This window comes from Variovorax sp. GrIS 2.14 (assembly GCF_046115955.1).
In the GTDB taxonomy this organism is placed as follows: Bacteria; Pseudomonadota; Gammaproteobacteria; order Burkholderiales; family Burkholderiaceae_C; genus Variovorax.
The window spans coordinates 22,550-38,939 of record NZ_JBJXIA010000022.1; the positions used below are offsets into that span (position 1 = coordinate 22,550).

Below are 16,390 nucleotides of genomic sequence, written 5' to 3' on the forward strand. Positions count from 1 at the left end.
ATAGACGGCGTGCAGCGCACGGCATTCGATTACTTTCTTACCCATACGCATGCGCGCACTGGATTGGTGGCCGACACATCCCGGCCGGACGCACCGGCGAGCATCGCCGTCATGGGCTTCGCGCTGTCTGCCTATCCGGTAGCGGTCGAGCGCGGATGGATCGCCAGGGAAGACGCAGTCGGTCGATGTCTTGACGCGTTGCGTTTCTTCGCCGGGAGCGACCAATCCGGCGCGGCTGACGCGACGGGCTGGCGCGGCTTCTACTTCCATTTCCTGGACGGCGATACAGGCCGACGTGCGTGGGCCTCGGAGCTGTCGTCCATCGACACCGCGCTGCTGGTGGTCGGCATGCTGACGGCCGCCGCTTATTTCGATGCCCCGACCCCTGCCGAGGACGAGCTGAGAAGGCTCGCGAACCTCCTTTATGACCGAGTGAACTGGAACTGGTCCGAGCACGACGACGATGCGGTCGCGCTCGGCTGGAAGACGGAATGCGGCTTCCTCAATTACGGCTGGCAAGGCTACAACGAGGCCATCGTCCTGTATGCGCTCGGCTTGGGCTCGGACACACACCGGCTGACAAGGTCCAGCTTCGAAACATGGACCGAGACCTACCAGTGGGAGAATCTCTATGGCATCGACTTCCTGTACGCTGGACCGCTGTTCATGCATCAGTTCTCGCATGCGTGGATCGACTTCCGCGGCATCCGCGACAGCTTCATGCGCGAGAAGGACTGCGACTATTTCGAGAACAGCCGGCGCGCCACTGAAGTGCAGCGGCAGTACGCGATCCGCAATCCGCGTGGCTTCGGCGGCTATGGGCAGGACAGCTGGGGCCTGACGGCCAGCGACGGCCCCAGCGTCGACTCGAAGACAGTGGCGGGTCGCCGCCAGGCGTTCTTCGGGTATGCCGCGCGCGGGGTCCCGTGGGGCCCTGACGACGGAACGCTCAACAGCGCCTGCGTGGCCGCCTCGCTGGTGTTCGCGCCCGAGATTGCGCTGCCCGCACTGCGCCGGCTGGTCGTCGAAGCGGGCGCAACGGGTGGAAACGCGTTGTACGCCAGCGGCGTCAACGTCACGGCAGGCGGCGACACGCCCTGGATCTCGGAAGGCGTATTCGGCCTCGACCAAGGGCTGACAGTCCTCATGATCGAAAACTTCCGTACCGGCCTGTATTGGCGTCTGACCCGCAGCATTCCTTGTCTGCGTGCCGGTCTGAGGCGAGCGGGATTCACCGGCGGTTGGCTCTAGCCGCAGCGCCGCCGATTCCTTATGCCCGCGTTCTCCCAAGCCGCCGAGCCCGCCGACGCGCGTCTGGCCAACACCCGGCCCGCCGGCTGGCGCAGCCCGATGCCGCTGCAGCGCTACGACTTGCTGATCATCGGCGCGGGGCCGGCAGGGCTGGCGGCTGCCCACGCCGCCGCGGCCCTGGGAGCCCATGTGGCGCTGGTCGAGCGTCATGAGCTCGGTGGCAATTCGTTGAGCGACGGCTGTATTCCCTCTAAGTCCCTGATCCGTACGGCGCGGTTGTTGGCGGAGATGCGCAATGCGGAGAACTTCGGCGTGACTTCACCGGCCGAGGTGGCATTCGACTTCGCTGCGGCGATGCGGCGCATGCGGCGCGTCACGGCGCGCATCAGCCGCCGGGATTCGGCGATGAACCTCGCGCGCGCCGGCGTTCACCTGTTCTTCGGCGTGGCGCGCTTCACCGGACCTGACGCGGTCGAGGTCGGCGGCATGCCGCTGCGCTTCAAGAAGGCGCTCATCGCCACCGGGTCGCATTCCCTGTTGCCCGACATTCCGGGCCTCGACGAAGCCGGCTACCTCACCAACGAGACGGTGTTCGATCTCGACGTCCTGCCGCCCAGCCTGATGGTGATCGGCGGCGGCCCGCTCGGCTGCGAGCTGGCCCAGGTGTTCGCGCGCTTCGGATCACGCACGCTGATCTCGCACAGCGAGCCGCTCTTCCTGCCGCAGGAGGAACGCGACGCGGCGCAGATGGTGTCCGACGCTCTGGCGCGCGACGGCGTGGAGATCCACCTGAACAGCAAAGTCACACGCGTGCGCATGGAAGACGGCCGCAAGGTGGTCGACCTGATGAACGACGGCAACACGGCCACCACGCGCGTCGATACCCTCCTGACCGGCATCGGCCGAGTGCCCGCCGTGCAGGGTCTGCGCCTGGAATCCGCGGGCGTGGCCTACGACGCAGAACGCGGCATTCATGTCGACGACTTGCTGCGCACCAGCAACCGCTGCATCTTCGCCGCGGGCGATGTGTGCCTGACGCGCAAGTTCACCAACACCGCCGAGGCCTCAGCCCGCATCGTGGTCCGCAATGCGTTGCTGCTGGGGCATGAGCGCATGAGCGCGCTCACGGTCCCGTGGTGTACCTACACAGACCCCGAGGTCGCGCACGTCGGCCTCTACGTGAGGGAGGCCAGACAACAACGCATTCCGGTCAAGACCTTCACGATCCCGATGCACGACGTGGACCGCGCCATCGCCGATGGCGAGGAAGATGGCTTCGTGAAAATTCATGTGCGCGAGGGCACCGACACGATCCTGGGCGCGACCATCGTGGCCCGGCATGCCGGAGAGATGATCAACAGTATCTCTCTCGCGATGGTGACGGGTATCGGGCTGCAGGCACTGTCCAGGGTCATCCATGCCTATCCGACGCAGGGCGCAGCCATCCGGCAAGCGGCGGATGCCTATGCGAAGACGCGCTTTACGGCAGCGCGCTTCACGCGGTTGCGTAGGTGGTGGGCGCGTTGATGGCCAAGTGCGATCAGTTCACCCATCGCGGTCGTTGCAAAGCTAACCAATATCAGCAAGACCGCGTTCATGGCGTCAAAAACCTTGCAGTCATCACCACGTTCAACTTTCAGCGTCTGAACGTGGGGGAGGATCGGTATTCGGTCGTCTGCGATTTCCACATATAACTCCCCGCCGTCGTCCGCCACCAAGCCGATCGAGAGCAATTTCGGGGCGTTCAGCGAACTGAATTCGGTGTCGATGAAGAGGTTCATCGCGTTACCAGGCGGCGTGATGTCATGGTGGTTTGACATTTCAGATCGACCAAGCTTCCTGGCCCCGGGGTGGCGGTGACCCGAGCTTCACGGTGACACGCGCTTTGGCGGTTCGTTGCCGCACAACGGCGTGCCAACGAGCCCATGCGACCCGAATGCATCGTGCGGTGGCCCACAGACGGTTGCCGTGCATCCGCGCAGACTAATTGAAGTTCGCGACGACCCATTTATCCCACTGAAGGAGCAATCACATCATGTCCAGAATCATCGGCATCGACCTCGGCACTACCAACTCATGCGTGTCGATCATGGAAGGCAACACTGCGCGTGTGATCGAGAACTCGGAAGGTGCGCGCACCACTCCCTCGATCGTCGCGTACCAGGAAGACGGTGAAGTCCTAGTCGGTGCCTCAGCCAAGCGCCAGGCGGTCACCAATGCCAAGAACACGATCTACGCCGTCAAGCGTCTCATCGGACGCAAGTTCGAGGAGAAGGAAGTGCAGAAGGACATCGACCTGATGCCCTACAGCATCTGCAAGGCCGACAACGGCGACGCCTGGGTCGACGTGCGGGGCAAGAAGCTGGCGCCCCAGCAGGTCAGTGCCGAGATTTTGCGCAAGATGAAGAAGACCGCCGAGGACTACCTGGGTGAGCCGGTAACCGAGGCCGTCATCACAGTGCCCGCGTACTTCAACGACGCGCAGCGCCAGGCGACCAAGGACGCCGGCCGCATCGCGGGTCTCGATGTCAAACGCATCATCAACGAGCCCACCGCTGCAGCGTTGGCCTTCGGCCTGGACAAACATGACAAGGGCGACCGCAAGATCGCCGTCTACGACCTGGGCGGCGGCACCTTCGACGTGTCGATCATCGAGATCTCGAGCGCCGATAGCGAAAAGCAGTTCGAAGTGCTATCGACCAACGGCGACACTTTCTTGGGCGGCGAAGATTTCGACCAGCGCATCATCGACTTCCTGGTGACCGAATTCAAGAAGGAGCAGGGTGTCGATCTGACCAAGGACGTGCTCGCCCTGCAGCGCCTGAAGGACGCGGCGGAAAAAGCCAAGATAGAACTGTCTGGCAGCGCCTCGACAGACATCAACCTGCCTTACGTGACAGCCGACGCAGGGGGTCCGAAGCACCTGAACATCAAGCTCACCCGCGCCAAGCTCGAAAGCCTGGTCGAGGCACTGATCGAGCGCACCATCGCGCCATGCCGGGCTGCCATCAAGGATGCCGGCGTGAGCGTGGGCGATATCAACGACGTCATCCTGGTCGGCGGCATGACCCGCATGCCCAAGGTGCAGGAGAAGGTCAAGGAGTTCTTCGGCAAGGAGCCACGCAAGGACGTGAACCCGGATGAAGCCGTGGCCGTCGGCGCCGCCATCCAGGGCCAGGTGCTCTCGGGCGACCGCAAGGACGTGCTGCTGCTCGACGTGACCCCGCTGTCGCTGGGCATCGAGACGATGGGCGGCGTGATGAGCAAGATGATCGCCAAGAACACTACGATCCCGACGAAGTTCGCGCAGACTTTTTCCACGGCAGACGACAACCAGCCGGCCGTGACCGTCAAGGTTTTCCAGGGCGAGCGTGAGATCGCCTCGGGCAACAAGGCGCTGGGGGAATTCAGCCTCGAGGGCATTCCGCCGGCGGCGCGTGGCACGCCGCAGATCGAGGTGAGCTTCGACATCGATGCCAACGGCATCCTGCACGTCGGCGCCAAGGACAAGGGCACCGGCAAGGAAAACAAGATCACCATCAAGGCCAACTCAGGCCTCTCGGAAGCCGAGATCCAGAAGATGGTGAAGGACGCGGAACTGAACGCAATGGACGACAGGAAAAAGGTCGAACTCGCCCAGGCTCGCAACCAGGCCGAGGCCACCGTCCACAGCGCGAAGAAGACGCTCGCCGAGCAGGGCGCTCACCTCGAAGCCGCCGAGAAGCAATCGATGGAAAGCACGATCAAAAAGCTGGAAGAAGCCCTAGAGGGAGAAGACAGGGCTGCGATCGAGGAAGAGACCCGGAAACTGACTGCGGCGAGCCAGAAGCTCGGCGAGAAGATATACGCGAAAGCGCAGTCCGAGCAGGCAGCGTCGGCGGCTTCGACGGGCAGCGGCCCCGAAAGCCCTGAAGCTGCGACGCATGCCACCGCCGATGACAGCGTGGTCGACGCCGAGGTGAAAGAGGTCAGGAGCGCCTGAATCCGGCGAGCGGCATCCGGACTGAGCAAGTGATTGCGATGTGGGTCAACGCATCGCCTTGACCAGCGCGTCGAACTTCGCATGCAACGATGCATCGTGCGGCGTCACCGGCGGGATGGCCTTGGCGATGTGCAGCAACTCGTACACCGCCATCTGCGCCGCACGCACGGAGAACTCGACGGTGAACACGGTGTCCAGCGGAATCTCGACGAACTGGCTGACGAAGGCGAAGTTTTTCGTGCCCGGCGGCACCGGCAGCGGTCGGTCTGTGGGCGCGCGCGGCATGAACATGCTGGTGATGTAGGGCATGCGACAGGGGATGCAGTTGGCCGTGGCCATGGTTTCCAGGTCGAAGCGCAGGTGGCCGCAGAGCTCTAGCAGCAGCTCCGCACCGGTGCAGTCAGCCATCGCCTTGGCTACGAAGTTGCCAATGCGATCGGGGAACAGCCCGTAGCCCCAGAACACCTGCACGCCGGCCGGCTGGTTGGCGAAATGCGGCTGGTGCGCCAGCACGATGGACATCAACCAGTTCGAGTCCTTGAAAGTGACCAACCCGCCAGTACCGGCCTCGTTACCGGAAAAGCGCTGCATCCGATCGAAGAAGGCCGGGTCCTTCAGCGTGACCGTGAACGAGGCCCAGTCGGACTGGGCGACGCAGCTGTTGAAAACTGATGGCTTGCCGAAGGCCGGCCGGCCCTCGGCCAGCTTCTCCCACAAGGCCCAGCTGCCGTTGCGCGCCTTCTTCAGCTTGGCAGGTGCCGCCGTCATCGAGCCCAGGCTGGATGCGTCCGTCATCGAGCCGTTCTGGACGAAGACGAGGTCACCGTCTTCCAGCTGCAGGATTTCGGGCTGTCCATTCATTGTGCAGTGCAGCGCAATGGCCTCGAACAGGCCATCTTCGGTCTTGTGGTCCAGGTCTGTCACGGTGCAGTCCGTGACCAAACGCACGCCCTGCTTTTGCAACCAGCGCTGCAGCGGAACGACCATCGAGTCGTACTGGTTGAACACGGTGCGCTTCACGCCGGCGAGCGTCTCGATGCGGGAGAACTCCAGCATAAAGCGGTGCAGGTATCGACGCAACTCGACTGCGCTGTGCCAGGGCTGGAAGGCGAACGTGGTGACCCACATTAACCAGAACGGCGTCTCGAAAAAGCCGGGCGACAGGTGGTCCGTGATGCAGCTGCTGCCGAGCGAGGATTCCTCGGCATTGACTAGCTTCAGCAGGTCCACTCGGTCTTGCATCGAGAAGCCCATGGACGACACCGGCACTTTGGCGCGGCGGCGGTCGACCAGGCGCGCCATTGCGTGCGAGACATGCTTCTCGTTGAATTCCAGCGTTTCTTCGAAGACGCTGCGACCCGGCTGCGTGAGCGAGGGGATGCACTTGAACAGGTCCCAGGTGCATTCGTAGTTGTCGGTGGTCAGCATGCGACCGCCGCGCATCGAGTAGCCGCGATCGGCATCGCCCGCAGCGTCCAGGCTGCCGCCCAGCAAGCTGCCGGTCTCCAGGATCGAGATCTGGCTGCCGGGCATGCCGCCGTCGCGTATTAGGAAGGCGGCGCCGGCCAGAGAGCCGATGCCACCACCGACGAAATAGGCCTTGCGCGTCGAGGTCATGTTGAAAGCTTCCTCGTGAGTGTGTTTGGGGCACCCAACTTAAGCGCGGCACGCCCGCCGGTCTGTGCGCTCGGCAACGCAGGGCGCCGGACGCATCTCGGAACTGAGTGCGGTGACACACAGACGAGGGCTGCTGGATGCCCGAGGCTGCAGCAAGCCATCGATTCAAGAACCGATTCAAGGACATCACATGAAGACACCAGACGCCAAAAAAGTGCGGGACCTCATGAAACGACAGGAGGCGCCGCTGGTCACGCCCACGGACCTCAAGGGCGACGCGACCCGGGACATCGCCGCCGCCATGAATGGCATCCTTGCCGATGTGTTCGCGATCTACCTCAAGACCAAGAACTTCCACTGGCACATGAGCGGGCCGCACTTCCGCGATTACCACCTGTTGCTCGACGACCAGGGCGACCAGCTCTACGCGATGACCGACGCTATCGCCGAGCGCATCCGCAAGGTGGGAGGAACCACGCTGCGCTCGATCGGCCACATCGCCCGCACGCAGCGGGTGCTCGACAACGATGCCGATTACGTCGAGCCGCTGGACATGCTGGCGGAGCTGCGCGAGGACAACAAGACTCTGACAGCGAGCCTTCGCGAGGCGCACGGGGTCTGCGAGCAGCACCGCGACATCGCGACCATCAGCCTGATCGAAAGCTGGATCGACGAGACGGAGCGGCGCACCTGGTTCCTATTCGAGGCCAGCCGCAACGGCGGGACCACCGAACATTGAAGCCGGTCAGGTCGAGCGCTATGGAACCGCAAACCGCTGATCCGACGTCGCAGTACGTCTGCCCCATGCACGCGCAAATCGTTCGTGCATCACCGGGCGCTTGTCCGATCTGCGGCATGGCGCTGGAGCGCCGGGTGGCCGCCGCCGACGAGGCGCCGAACACGGAACTCGTGGCCATGACGCATCGGTTCCGGTGGACGGTGGGGCCAGCCGTTGCCGTGTTCCTGCTCGCCATGTCGGACATGCTGCCCGGGGCACCGATGCGTGCCTTGATCGGTGCAAGAGCCGAGGCCTGGGCCGAATTCGCACTCGCCACGCCCGTGGTGTTGTGGGGCGCCTGGCCTTTCTTCGTGCGCGCATGGCAGTCGCTTGTCAGCCGCAACCTGAACATGTTCACCCTGTTCGGCCTGGGCATCGGTGTGGCCTATGGCTACAGCGTCGTCGCGTTGTTTCTTCCGGCCATTTTTCCCCCGACGTTCCGCGACCATGACGGTGCGGTGGCCGTCTACTTCGAGGCCTCCGCCGTGATCGTCGTCTTGGTGTTGCTGGGTCAGATGCTGGAGCTTGGCGCCCGCAGCCAGACCAACGATGCCATCCGCGCGCTGCTGCACTTGGCACCCAAGACCGCGCGCCGCGTTGCAGCCGACGGTGGCGAGGCCGATGTTCAGCTGGACGCCGTGGCGGTGGGTGACCGGCTGCGCGTGCGCCCTGGCGAGAAGGTGCCCATCGATGGCGTGGTGCTCGAAGGCACCAGTTCCGTCGACGAGTCGCTGGTCACTGGGGAATCCATGCCCGTCGAAAAGAAGGCCGGAGACCCCTTGATCGGTGCCACGCTCAATGGCACCGGGGCGATGCTGATGCGCGCCGACCGGGTCGGGGAGGGCACCTTGCTGGCGCAGATCGTGCGCATGGTGGGCGAAGCCCAGCGCAGCCGCGCGCCGATCCAGAAACTGGCGGATCAGGTGGCCGGCTACTTTGTCCCCGCTGTCTTGGGCATCGCCGTCCTCACGCTGGTGGTCTGGGCGTTCTTTGGCCCCGAGCCACGGGTGGCGCACGGTATCGTCAATGCGGTGGCGGTGCTCATTATCGCCTGCCCCTGCGCGCTCGGCTTGGCCACGCCGATGTCGATCATGGTGGCCACGGGCAAGGCGGCGGCTGCCGGGGTGCTCTTTAAGAATGCCGAGGCCATCGAGATGATGCGCAAGGTCGATACCCTGGTAGTCGATAAAACCGGCACGCTGACCGACGGCCGTCCAAAGGTCGTGGCCGTCGTGCTCGCGCAGGCTGGCTCCGGCCCTTCTGCCGGGCTGGACGAGGACGCACTCGTCAGGCTGGCTGCGAGCCTGGAGCAGGGCAGCGAACACCCGCTGGCGGCCGCCATCGTCGCCGACGCGCAGGGGCGCAAGCTGGCACTCGCGAGCGCCACGGAGTTTTCGGCCAAGACAGGAAAGGGCGTGAGCGGCCGCGTCGACGACCGGCCGGTCGCGTTGGGCAATGCGGCGCTACTGACCGACCTGCAGGTGGACCCAGGCGCCTTGGCTGCGCGCGCCGAGACGATGCGCCAGCTCGGCCAGACGGTCATGTTCGTGGTGGTGGATGGCCAACTCGCCGGACTGATCGGTGTGGCCGACACCGTAAAGGCAAACGCGGCCCGGGCCATCCAGGAACTGCGCATGGAAGGCTTGCGTATCGTCATGCTCACGGGCGATGCCAAGACCACGGCCGACGCCGTGGGCAAGGCCCTGGGCATCGACGACGTCGTCGCCGGTGTTCTGCCCGATCAGAAGGCGGCCAGCATCAAGAAGCTGCAGGCGGAGGGCCGCGTGGTGGCAATGGCCGGCGACGGCGTCAACGACGCGCCAGCGCTGGCCCAGGCGCAAGTCGGCATTGCCATGGGGACCGGTGCCGATGTGGCGATGAAGAGTGCCGGCGTCACCTTGTTGAAAGGCGACCTGGGCGGCATCGTGCGTGCACGTCGTGTCAGCGAAGCGACGCTGCGCAACATAAAGGTCGGGCTCTTCTTCGCCTTCGTCTACAACCTGCTAGGCGTGCCGCTGGCGGCCGGCATTCTCTACCCGTGGTACGGCATCCTGCTGAGCCCGATGCTGGCCGCGGTGGCCATGAGCCTGAGTTCGCTTTCAGTCATCGGCAACGCGCTTCGGCTGCAACGGTTGAAGTTGGAATGAGCGGTCGCCATGCGACAGCAGCGCGACGTGGCGCTGCAAGCACCGCAGTCGCGCCTCAATACTCGCTTCTTACGGGTTAGCCAGTGGCGGTTGCGCTGGCGGGCGTGGTAGCCGCCAGCCGTGCATGCGGTGCATCCGGATAGTCGGTGTAGCCCTTTGCGCCCTTCGAATACCAGCCGGCCATATCCCCGATCGCAAGGGGAAGGTGTTCGGCGAAACGCCTCGGCAGATCCGGGTTGGCAATAAACGCGCGTCCGAAGGCGATGGCATCGGCCTGACCAGCATCCAGCGCCGCCTGAGCTTCTGACAGGGTGAAGTCCGAGTTCAGGATCAGCGGGCCGCGGAACACCTTGCGAATCGCCGGGTGCACCGGCGGCGAATCGGCATGTCCGAAGGTGCCGTTGCGCTGCGGTTCGCGCAACGCGATGTAGGCGACGTCGAGCGCATCGAGCGCCGCGGCCGCGGCAGGGAACAGGATCTCGGGATGGCTGTCGTTGACGCCCTGCACCTCGCCGTTAGGTGACAGGCGCACGCCGGTGCGTTCGGCACCCACCGTGTACACGACGCGCTGCGTGACCTCGACGAGCAGGCGGATGCGGTTGGCCACGGAGCCGCCATAGGCATCGTCACGGAAGTTGCAGTTGTCGCGCAGGAACTGGTCGATCAGGTAGCCATTGGCAGCATGGATCTGCACGCCGTCGAAACCCGCGGAGATCGCATTGCGGGCCGCCAGTGCGTATTCGTCCAGCAAGCGCCGGATGTCGTCGGGTGTCATGGGCCGCGCCTGCGCATAGGGCTGCTTGCCGTGGTCGTATGTGTAGGCGTCGCCCGGTGCGGTGGTGGCCGATGCCGAGACGGGTTGCGTGCCGCCGATGAAGCTCGGATGCACCAGCCGGCCCATGTGCCAAAGCTGCAGCGCGATACGGCCGCCGGCCGCGTGCACCGCCGCCGTGACCGGCTTCCAGCCCTGGACCTGCGCATCGGTCCAGATGCCCGGCGCGCACGGGAAGCCGCTGCCCTCGCGGCTGATGCCCGTGGCCTCGCTGATGATCAGGCCAGCGCCGGCGCGCTGTGCGTAGTAGTCCGCCATGAGCGGCGTCGGCACATGGTCGCGCGTGGCGCGGCCCCGCGTCAGCGGTGCCATGAAGATGCGGTTGGCTGCCGTGACGCTGCCGATGCGAATCGGGTCGAACAATGAAGGCATGTCGGGTTCCTTAGAATGGGATGCCAGCTTCTGCGTGCCGCTCCCTGGTGTCTGTACGCCGCCGAACGCCCGGCCCCCGGGGGTTTCAGGGTGCGGTGGCACGCGGATGCGCAGCGGCCACCGTCGCGCAGTAGCGGGCGAGCTGTGCCATCACGCGCTGCACCGCGAGATTGGCCGCGACCACGCCGCCGTACGGGTCGTCACTTGCCGCGGGCATGGTCTCATCGAAGGTTTGCCACGAGATGGCCTGGCGCGTGCCGTTGTCCGACAGCGTGGCCCGCAAGGTGAAGCGCACGTGGCTGGGCGTGTCGCCAAATTGCTGCTGCAGTCGCAGCACTTCCGTGTCGAGCCGCAAGTCCGCAGCGATTCCGCTGGTCGACGCTCCGGCGGCGCGAAAGCTCCCGGTGCGCTCGATGGCCGACACGATGAGGGGTGTGAGCATGCGCGCAGGGGTGTCGGCCCACTCGCTGTGGGCGAAATGTTCGAGCTGGTGGGCGACCCGCACATACATGATGTGCTGGCTGTCGAAGCCCGGTGCGGCACGCGTCGGGTTGACGACCAGCGCCGGCGCCGCGGCGGCAGCGGACACTGCGGCTGCATTTGCCTCAAGCGCCGTGTGACCGCCGTCGAGCACGTAGACCGCCGGTGGTGTGGCTTCTTTCGGAAAGAGCGCGGCACAACCGCCGACCAGCGTCATGCCCAACGTGGCGGCGATACCGATGAGGGTCCTGCGTGTGCCCGAAAAGGGGGGGTAGTTCATGGTGTGCTCGTTGGCTGTGGGTCGGTTTCGCCGGGGCCGTTCGGCACCGGGCTGCGTCCGCGAATGAGGCCCGCGGGGTCGCGCGCGGTCTGTTCGCTCAGGCGCCGCAACGAGTTCGACAGGTCGCTCAATTCGCCAACAAGGCGTTGGATCTCGGGCAGCGTGTCGGCTGCGAAGCGCTGGGCTTCGCCGCCGACGGCGTTCACCGTCTTGGAGGTGGCCGTGCCCGCGAGCGCGACTTCGTTGCCCATCTTCTCGACCGCATTGGCGGCACGTCCCATGCGTTCGACGATCGGGCCCAGCTGCGCTGTCACGCGCGCGCTGTGGTCCGCGGTCTTCGCCGCGTTCACAATGCCGGCGTCTATGTCGTCCTTGCGCGCGGCGATCGTGCGGGTCACGGTGGCGATGTCGGCCAGCGCGCTCGTCAGCGCGGCCCGGTTCGCGGGACTGAGCAGGGCGTCGATGTTGCTCGACGTGCGGTCCAGCTTCGTCAGAACGGTGGTGAGGACGTTCTCCAGCCTGGCGCTCAGCGAAGGCTTGGTGCGGATCACCGGATACGGTGCCCCGGCGCTCGGCGGGAGCAGCGGCGCATCGCGGCTGCCGCCGCCCAGCTCGACATAGGCGATGCCGGTAAGCCCCTGCGTCTTGAGCACGGCCACGGTGTCGGTCTTGATCGGCGTCCCGCGCTCGATCGCAAAGCTCAAGTGCACCCGCTCCGGGTTTGCCGCGTCGAGCTGGATGGCGCCGACCTTGCCGACCTCGACGCCGTTGTACTTGACCGGGGCGTTGAGGTTGAGCCCTGCGACCGACTCGTCCTCGATCGCGAGGTAGGTGTCGTACTTCTTCTGCATCGTGCCGCCCGTGGCGATCCACAGCACGCCGGCAATCATCACCGCGCCCAGAAGCAGCACGAAGGCGCCGACGACCGTGTAGTTCACCTTGGTTTCGATGGGGTGCTCCCGTTCTCGCGGGCCGGCGCCTTCGCGGCCACGCGCTGTTCCTGTGCCTGCGCGGCGCGTCCGCGCGCACTGTCGAAAAACTGGCGGATCGACGGTTCGTCCCGTCGTGAGAGCTCCGTCATCGAGCCCACGCCCTGCACCTTGCCGTCTGCTAGCACTGCCACCCTGTCGGCCACCTGCCACAGCAGGTCGAGGTCGTGCGTGATCAAGAAGATCGTGAGTCCAAACAGGTCGCGCAATTTGAGCACGAGGTTGTCCACGCCCTCGGCGCTGACCGGGTCGAGGCCCGACGTAGGCTCGTCGAGGAAGAGCAATTCGGGGTCGAGTGCCAGCGCCCGTGCGAGCGACGCGCGTTTGAGCATGCCGCCGCTGAGCTCGGACGGGTGCTGCGCGCCGACCTCGGCCGTGAGCCCGGCCATGGCCAGCTTGGCCATCGCGAGTTCGTCGATCAGGTCGTCATCGAGCTGCGTGTGCTCGCGCAGCGGCAGGCCGACGTTCTCCTTGACGGTCAGGGCGTCGAACAGCCCGCCATGTTGGAACATCACGCCCCAGCGCTGGCGCAGTGCCGCAGCATCGTCCTCGCCGATGCCGGTCAGTTCTTGGCCGAGCACGCGGATCGAACCGGCGTCGGGTTTGTGCAGCAGGATGATCTCGCGCAGCAGGGTCGACTTGCCCGAGCCGCTGCCACCGATCAGCGCGAAGATCTCCGAACGGTCGACGGTGAACGTCACGTCGGAGTGCACCACATGGCTACCGAAGCGCGTGACGACCTTGTCGACCTCGATGGCCGCGTCGCGTGCGCGAAGGGGGCTGGTCATGTCATAGATCCAGTGCGCTGAACACGATCGAGAACAAGGCATCCGCCACGATGACGAGAAAGATCGACTGCACTACGCTGCGCGTGGTCTGCCGTCCCACGCTGTCCGCACCGCCCTTGGTGCGAAAGCCCTGGTAGCAACCGACGACCGCGATGATCCCTGCGAAGACCGGCGCTTTGCCGATGCCGGTGAGCGCGGTGGACGTGACGACCGCCTTCGCGAAGCGGTCCAGGAAGTCGACGAAGCCGACGTCAAGTTGTTGCCGTGCCATGACCATCCCGCCCAGCACGCCGAGTGCATCGGCGAACACCGTGAGCAGCGGCAGCGCGACCATCAGCGCGATGACCTTAGGCAGCACCAGCATCTCCTGCGGGTCGATGCCGAGCGTGCGCATCGCATCGATCTCCTCGGTGACGGCCATCGTGCCGATCTGTGCCGCGTAGGCCGAGCCCGAACGGCCGGCCACGATGATCGCGGTGATCAGCGGCGCAAACTCCCGCAGCATCGAAATGCCCACCAGATCGGCCACGAAGATGTTGGCGCCGTACTGCCGCAACTGGCTCGAGCCTTGATAGGCCACGACTACGCCCAGCAGGAACGAAAGCAGGCCGACGATGGGCAAAGCATCGAACCCCGCAGTTCGGATATTGAATAGCACCGGCCGCCAGCGCCAGCGCGAGGGGTGCACGATGCAGTGCGCGATCGACACCGCGATTTCGCCGACGAAGCCGAGTATGTCGTGCGCTTCGCGGAGCGCCGACATGGCGCCCCGGCCCACTAACGCGAGGGCACCCGGTACTGGCGGCGCCACGATGGCAGGTCGCGCCGCCTTCGTGGCTAACTGGCGGCTCGCCAGGTCCATCAGTGCCTCGAACCGTTGCGGCAGGCCTCTGAGGGTGGCTTCGCTGCCGGACGTGCGGGCGTGCTCAAGCAGGCGTTGGATGACCCAGGCGCCGGCGGTATCGAGCGCGGCGACGCCGCTCGCGTTGACGGCGAGCGCGCCGCCGCTCACGGGCTGCAGTGCATCGAGACCGCATTCGATGTTGCCCATGTCGATTGCGGTCCACCGGCCGGTCAACACGAGCGACAGTGGCGAGGCCTGCGAAAACGCCGCGGGACTGGCGTGTGCATGTTGGCCCGGAGCCTGCGGGGCGGGCGTGGCCCGGGGTGTGGCCACGCTTGCTACGTCAGAGAAAGGGCGAGGGGGCGCTCTGCCGGCGCGCGGTCCGCACGACGGCGCCGCAGGGCAGGGCGCGCGTATTGCGTTTCGCAGCCGCGCGCCCCTTCGACGTGACGCGCATGACGATGGCATTGCCAACATAGCAGTGCCCTCCGCACTCCGCCATGGCCAGCGGGATGTCAGCCTCCACCAGCCCCCATCTGCGAAGCTGCTGCAGCTTGTCGATGTCCGCCTGCAGGACGATCTCTTCGGGAAGCTGCGCCGTGCACAACCGCTGGAGGAGGTTGTAGGCCATCAGGTGATCTCCTTGGCACGGGCGGGTAGTTGCCGGAAGCTGGTCGTGACGTTGTCTTGGCGCATGGGTGGACCTTTAAGAATTCAACCGGAATGACCGTGCCGTGCAATCGGCATCGGCGTGCGGGCATGAGGACTCAATGCGACTGTCGTATCGAACGCGCGATTCGTCGGTGCGCCAGCGCACGGACCCGTGCGCCGGTGGCGCGCCCCATTGACTCCACGCACTGCTCACAAGGAATCTAATGTCACTGTTTCATGCCATCGCCTGGATTGATCACCACCGCGCGCAGATCCTGACGTTCGATGCGACCTACATGCTGGCCGAGTAGGTCGTATCGCACATCCACTACACGCGACACCACGACAGCAAGACGCGCAGCGAGCACGCGTTCTTCGCCGAGATCTGCGAAGCGCTGGCCGGCGTCGACCAGTTGCTGGTGGCCGGCTCGCCCGTGGCACAGTCCGACTTCCGTCGCTATATCGACAGCTTCCAGCCGCTGGTGGTGGGCCGGGTCGTCCACTGGCAGGCGATGGAACATCCAAGTACTACCAAGCTGATCGCGCTGGCGCGCCGCTATTTTTCGGCGCATTCGGACTCTGCCGCCGGAAAGTTCGAATGAACGGGCCGCGCCGTAGGAACGTCTTGATGGCCAGCCGTGCTGGGAATCGCCTTGGGGGTTCGACTTCGCAAGGCGCGCAGGCAAAGGTCGAAGGGTCGCCCATCCTGCGCTAGGCGACCATCGCAAGTAACCGCGCAGCTGAGGCTGGAGCGTCAGGGAGAGCATCGTCGGCAGGGTAGTAAACAACGAAGCCGGCGAGAAAGTCGCCAAAGTCTGCGACATGACTGTCGACCGTGTGCGGCGCGTCTCGTTCCTGATCGTGGGCATTGGCGGTGTCGCAGGCACGGGGCGTCGTGCCGTCGCCATCCCTGCTCGCACCTTGTGGTTACCAGGAATTGGAAACTGGCCACGTATGTCCTCCAGACCCTGAGACAAGCGTGCGCGAGTAACTTTGATTTCCTCGAGCAGCGCTGCGGGATCGCCCGGCCTGTTGAGGTCCTTGGGCGCGCGTTTCGCTTCGACCGTGTTGAGCTGTAAAGCTGACTCGCGTACTTGTTGCTCCACGAAGCTGGAAATGCTTTTCAAGGTTCTCTCTCTAGATCACTTGTCAATGTGGTTTCGCGTCCCTGATCTGATAGACGACCTCTTCATGCCACCAGTCCCGGGTCCTTCGCTCGATTTGCGATTGCGCCCTTGTCGGCCGTGGCATGCCATACCTATGCCGCAAAGACCAGTCTGAGCAAACTTCCAAGTGCCAGACCCAAGGCAGCAGCACACAACACGCTTGCGACGATGCGTAGCAGCATGACGGTGCGTGCAGCTTCGAGTGTGCATCGC

15 protein-coding genes are annotated in these 16,390 nt (G+C 65.1%); 6 read left to right on the plus strand and 9 right to left on the minus strand.

All coding sequences use genetic code 11. The annotated features are described in order from the left end of the window. The first annotated feature begins 111 nt into the window (after nucleotides 1–111). Nucleotides 112–1,251, plus strand: coding sequence for a glucoamylase family protein (locus tag RCH10_RS23520; protein WP_409054302.1), 1,140 nt, complete (start codon nucleotides 112–114; stop codon nucleotides 1,249–1,251). A 21-nt stretch (nucleotides 1,252–1,272) separates the two neighbouring features. Next, nucleotides 1,273–2,778, plus strand: a complete 1,506-nt coding sequence (locus tag RCH10_RS23525) for a mercuric reductase (RefSeq protein ID WP_323501559.1) — start codon at nucleotides 1,273–1,275, stop codon at nucleotides 2,776–2,778. On the opposite strand, the gene RCH10_RS23530 is transcribed toward RCH10_RS23525, so the two are convergent. Further along, complete coding sequence (locus tag RCH10_RS23530) at nucleotides 2,715–3,032, minus strand: hypothetical protein (protein WP_409054303.1); 318 nt, start codon at nucleotides 3,030–3,032, stop codon at nucleotides 2,715–2,717. The two genes, RCH10_RS23525 and RCH10_RS23530, sit on opposite strands and share 64 nt — an antisense overlap. 254 nt (nucleotides 3,033–3,286) lie before the next feature. Here RCH10_RS23530 and dnaK point away from each other — a divergent pair, with 254 nt between their 5' ends. Continuing rightward, nucleotides 3,287–5,233: a molecular chaperone DnaK gene (gene dnaK / locus RCH10_RS23535; protein ID WP_323498735.1), complete on the plus strand. Its 1,947-nt coding sequence runs from the start codon at nucleotides 3,287–3,289 to the stop codon at nucleotides 5,231–5,233. A gap of 45 nt (nucleotides 5,234–5,278) precedes the next feature. Here the strand turns inward: dnaK and RCH10_RS23540 are convergent, their stop codons facing one another. Beyond that, nucleotides 5,279–6,850 carry an oleate hydratase gene (locus tag RCH10_RS23540; protein WP_323498736.1) on the minus strand — a complete coding sequence of 524 codons (1,572 nt, stop codon included), beginning with the start codon at nucleotides 6,848–6,850 and terminating at the stop codon, nucleotides 5,279–5,281. Nucleotides 6,851–7,040: 190 nt separating this feature from the next. On the opposite strand from RCH10_RS23540, the gene RCH10_RS23545 reads away from it, so the two are divergent. Both RCH10_RS23545 and RCH10_RS23550 read left to right on the plus strand, forming a co-directional pair. Next, a complete protein-coding gene (locus tag RCH10_RS23545; RefSeq protein WP_323501561.1) occupies nucleotides 7,041–7,589 on the plus strand; it encodes a DNA starvation/stationary phase protection protein in 549 nt (182 codons plus the stop codon). Between the two features lie 20 nt (nucleotides 7,590–7,609). Further along, nucleotides 7,610–9,775: a copper-translocating P-type ATPase gene (locus RCH10_RS23550; protein WP_323501562.1), complete on the plus strand. Its 2,166-nt coding sequence runs from the start codon at nucleotides 7,610–7,612 to the stop codon at nucleotides 9,773–9,775. A gap of 76 nt (nucleotides 9,776–9,851) precedes the next feature. On the opposite strand, the gene RCH10_RS23555 is transcribed toward RCH10_RS23550, so the two are convergent. The 7 genes from RCH10_RS23555 to RCH10_RS23585 form a co-directional block, all read right to left on the minus strand. Next, complete coding sequence (locus tag RCH10_RS23555; RefSeq protein WP_323501563.1) at nucleotides 9,852–10,979, minus strand: alkene reductase; 1,128 nt, start codon at nucleotides 10,977–10,979, stop codon at nucleotides 9,852–9,854. 85 nt (nucleotides 10,980–11,064) lie between these two features. Next, entirely contained in the window at nucleotides 11,065–11,739 is a 675-nt protein-coding gene (locus tag RCH10_RS23560) for an ABC-type transport auxiliary lipoprotein family protein (RefSeq protein ID WP_323498740.1), read from the minus strand. After that, on the minus strand, nucleotides 11,736–12,677 hold the full coding sequence (locus RCH10_RS23565; RefSeq protein ID WP_323501564.1) for an MlaD family protein: 942 nt from the start codon (nucleotides 12,675–12,677) through the stop codon (nucleotides 11,736–11,738). Before RCH10_RS23565 ends, RCH10_RS23560 begins: the two co-directional genes overlap by 4 nt. Further along, the gene (locus tag RCH10_RS23570) at nucleotides 12,674–13,516 is read right to left on the minus strand and encodes an ATP-binding cassette domain-containing protein (protein WP_323501565.1); all 843 of its coding nucleotides are present in this window, start codon (nucleotides 13,514–13,516) and stop codon (nucleotides 12,674–12,676) included. The genes RCH10_RS23565 and RCH10_RS23570 overlap by 4 nt, the downstream gene beginning before the upstream one ends. Before the next feature lies 1 nt (nucleotide 13,517). Next, nucleotides 13,518–14,693, minus strand: coding sequence for an ABC transporter permease (locus tag RCH10_RS23575; RefSeq protein ID WP_409054304.1), 1,176 nt, complete (start codon nucleotides 14,691–14,693; stop codon nucleotides 13,518–13,520). A gap of 10 nt (nucleotides 14,694–14,703) precedes the next feature. Next, the gene (locus RCH10_RS23580; protein ID WP_323498745.1) at nucleotides 14,704–14,991 is read right to left on the minus strand and encodes a hypothetical protein; all 288 of its coding nucleotides are present in this window, start codon (nucleotides 14,989–14,991) and stop codon (nucleotides 14,704–14,706) included. A gap of 247 nt (nucleotides 14,992–15,238) precedes the next feature. Then, nucleotides 15,239–15,532: a hypothetical protein gene (locus RCH10_RS23585; protein ID WP_409054305.1), complete on the minus strand. Its 294-nt coding sequence runs from the start codon at nucleotides 15,530–15,532 to the stop codon at nucleotides 15,239–15,241. Nucleotides 15,533–15,833: 301 nt separating this feature from the next. Between RCH10_RS23585 and RCH10_RS23590 the strand changes: the two genes are divergently transcribed. Continuing rightward, complete coding sequence (locus RCH10_RS23590; protein WP_409054306.1) at nucleotides 15,834–15,983, plus strand: hypothetical protein; 150 nt, start codon at nucleotides 15,834–15,836, stop codon at nucleotides 15,981–15,983. Nucleotides 15,984–16,390 lie beyond the last annotated feature (407 nt).

What these genes read in the sequence shown, in the direction of transcription:
- RCH10_RS23570 (WP_323501565.1), bottom strand. Translation starts at nt 13,516, where the DNA reads ATGACCAGCCCCCTTCGCGCACGCGACGCGGCCATCGAGGTCGACAAG.
- RCH10_RS23580 (WP_323498745.1), bottom strand. Translation starts at nt 14,991, where the DNA reads ATGGCCTACAACCTCCTCCAGCGGTTGTGCACGGCGCAGCTTCCCGAA.
- RCH10_RS23545 (WP_323501561.1), top strand. Translation starts at nt 7,041, where the DNA reads ATGAAGACACCAGACGCCAAAAAAGTGCGGGACCTCATGAAACGACAG.
- RCH10_RS23550 (WP_323501562.1), top strand. Translation starts at nt 7,610, where the DNA reads ATGGAACCGCAAACCGCTGATCCGACGTCGCAGTACGTCTGCCCCATG.
- RCH10_RS23525 (WP_323501559.1), top strand. Translation starts at nt 1,273, where the DNA reads ATGCCCGCGTTCTCCCAAGCCGCCGAGCCCGCCGACGCGCGTCTGGCC.
- dnaK (WP_323498735.1), top strand. Translation starts at nt 3,287, where the DNA reads ATGTCCAGAATCATCGGCATCGACCTCGGCACTACCAACTCATGCGTG.
- RCH10_RS23540 (WP_323498736.1), bottom strand. Translation starts at nt 6,850, where the DNA reads ATGACCTCGACGCGCAAGGCCTATTTCGTCGGTGGTGGCATCGGCTCT.
- RCH10_RS23585 (WP_409054305.1), bottom strand. Translation starts at nt 15,532, where the DNA reads ATGTTCCATCGCCTGCCAGTGGACGACCCGGCCCACCACCAGCGGCTG.
- RCH10_RS23560 (WP_323498740.1), bottom strand. Translation starts at nt 11,739, where the DNA reads ATGAACTACCCCCCCTTTTCGGGCACACGCAGGACCCTCATCGGTATC.
- RCH10_RS23530 (WP_409054303.1), bottom strand. Translation starts at nt 3,032, where the DNA reads ATGAACCTCTTCATCGACACCGAATTCAGTTCGCTGAACGCCCCGAAA.
- RCH10_RS23555 (WP_323501563.1), bottom strand. Translation starts at nt 10,979, where the DNA reads ATGCCTTCATTGTTCGACCCGATTCGCATCGGCAGCGTCACGGCAGCC.
- RCH10_RS23520 (WP_409054302.1), top strand. Translation starts at nt 112, where the DNA reads ATGGGCTTCGCGCTGTCTGCCTATCCGGTAGCGGTCGAGCGCGGATGG.
- RCH10_RS23590 (WP_409054306.1), top strand. Translation starts at nt 15,834, where the DNA reads ATGACTGTCGACCGTGTGCGGCGCGTCTCGTTCCTGATCGTGGGCATT.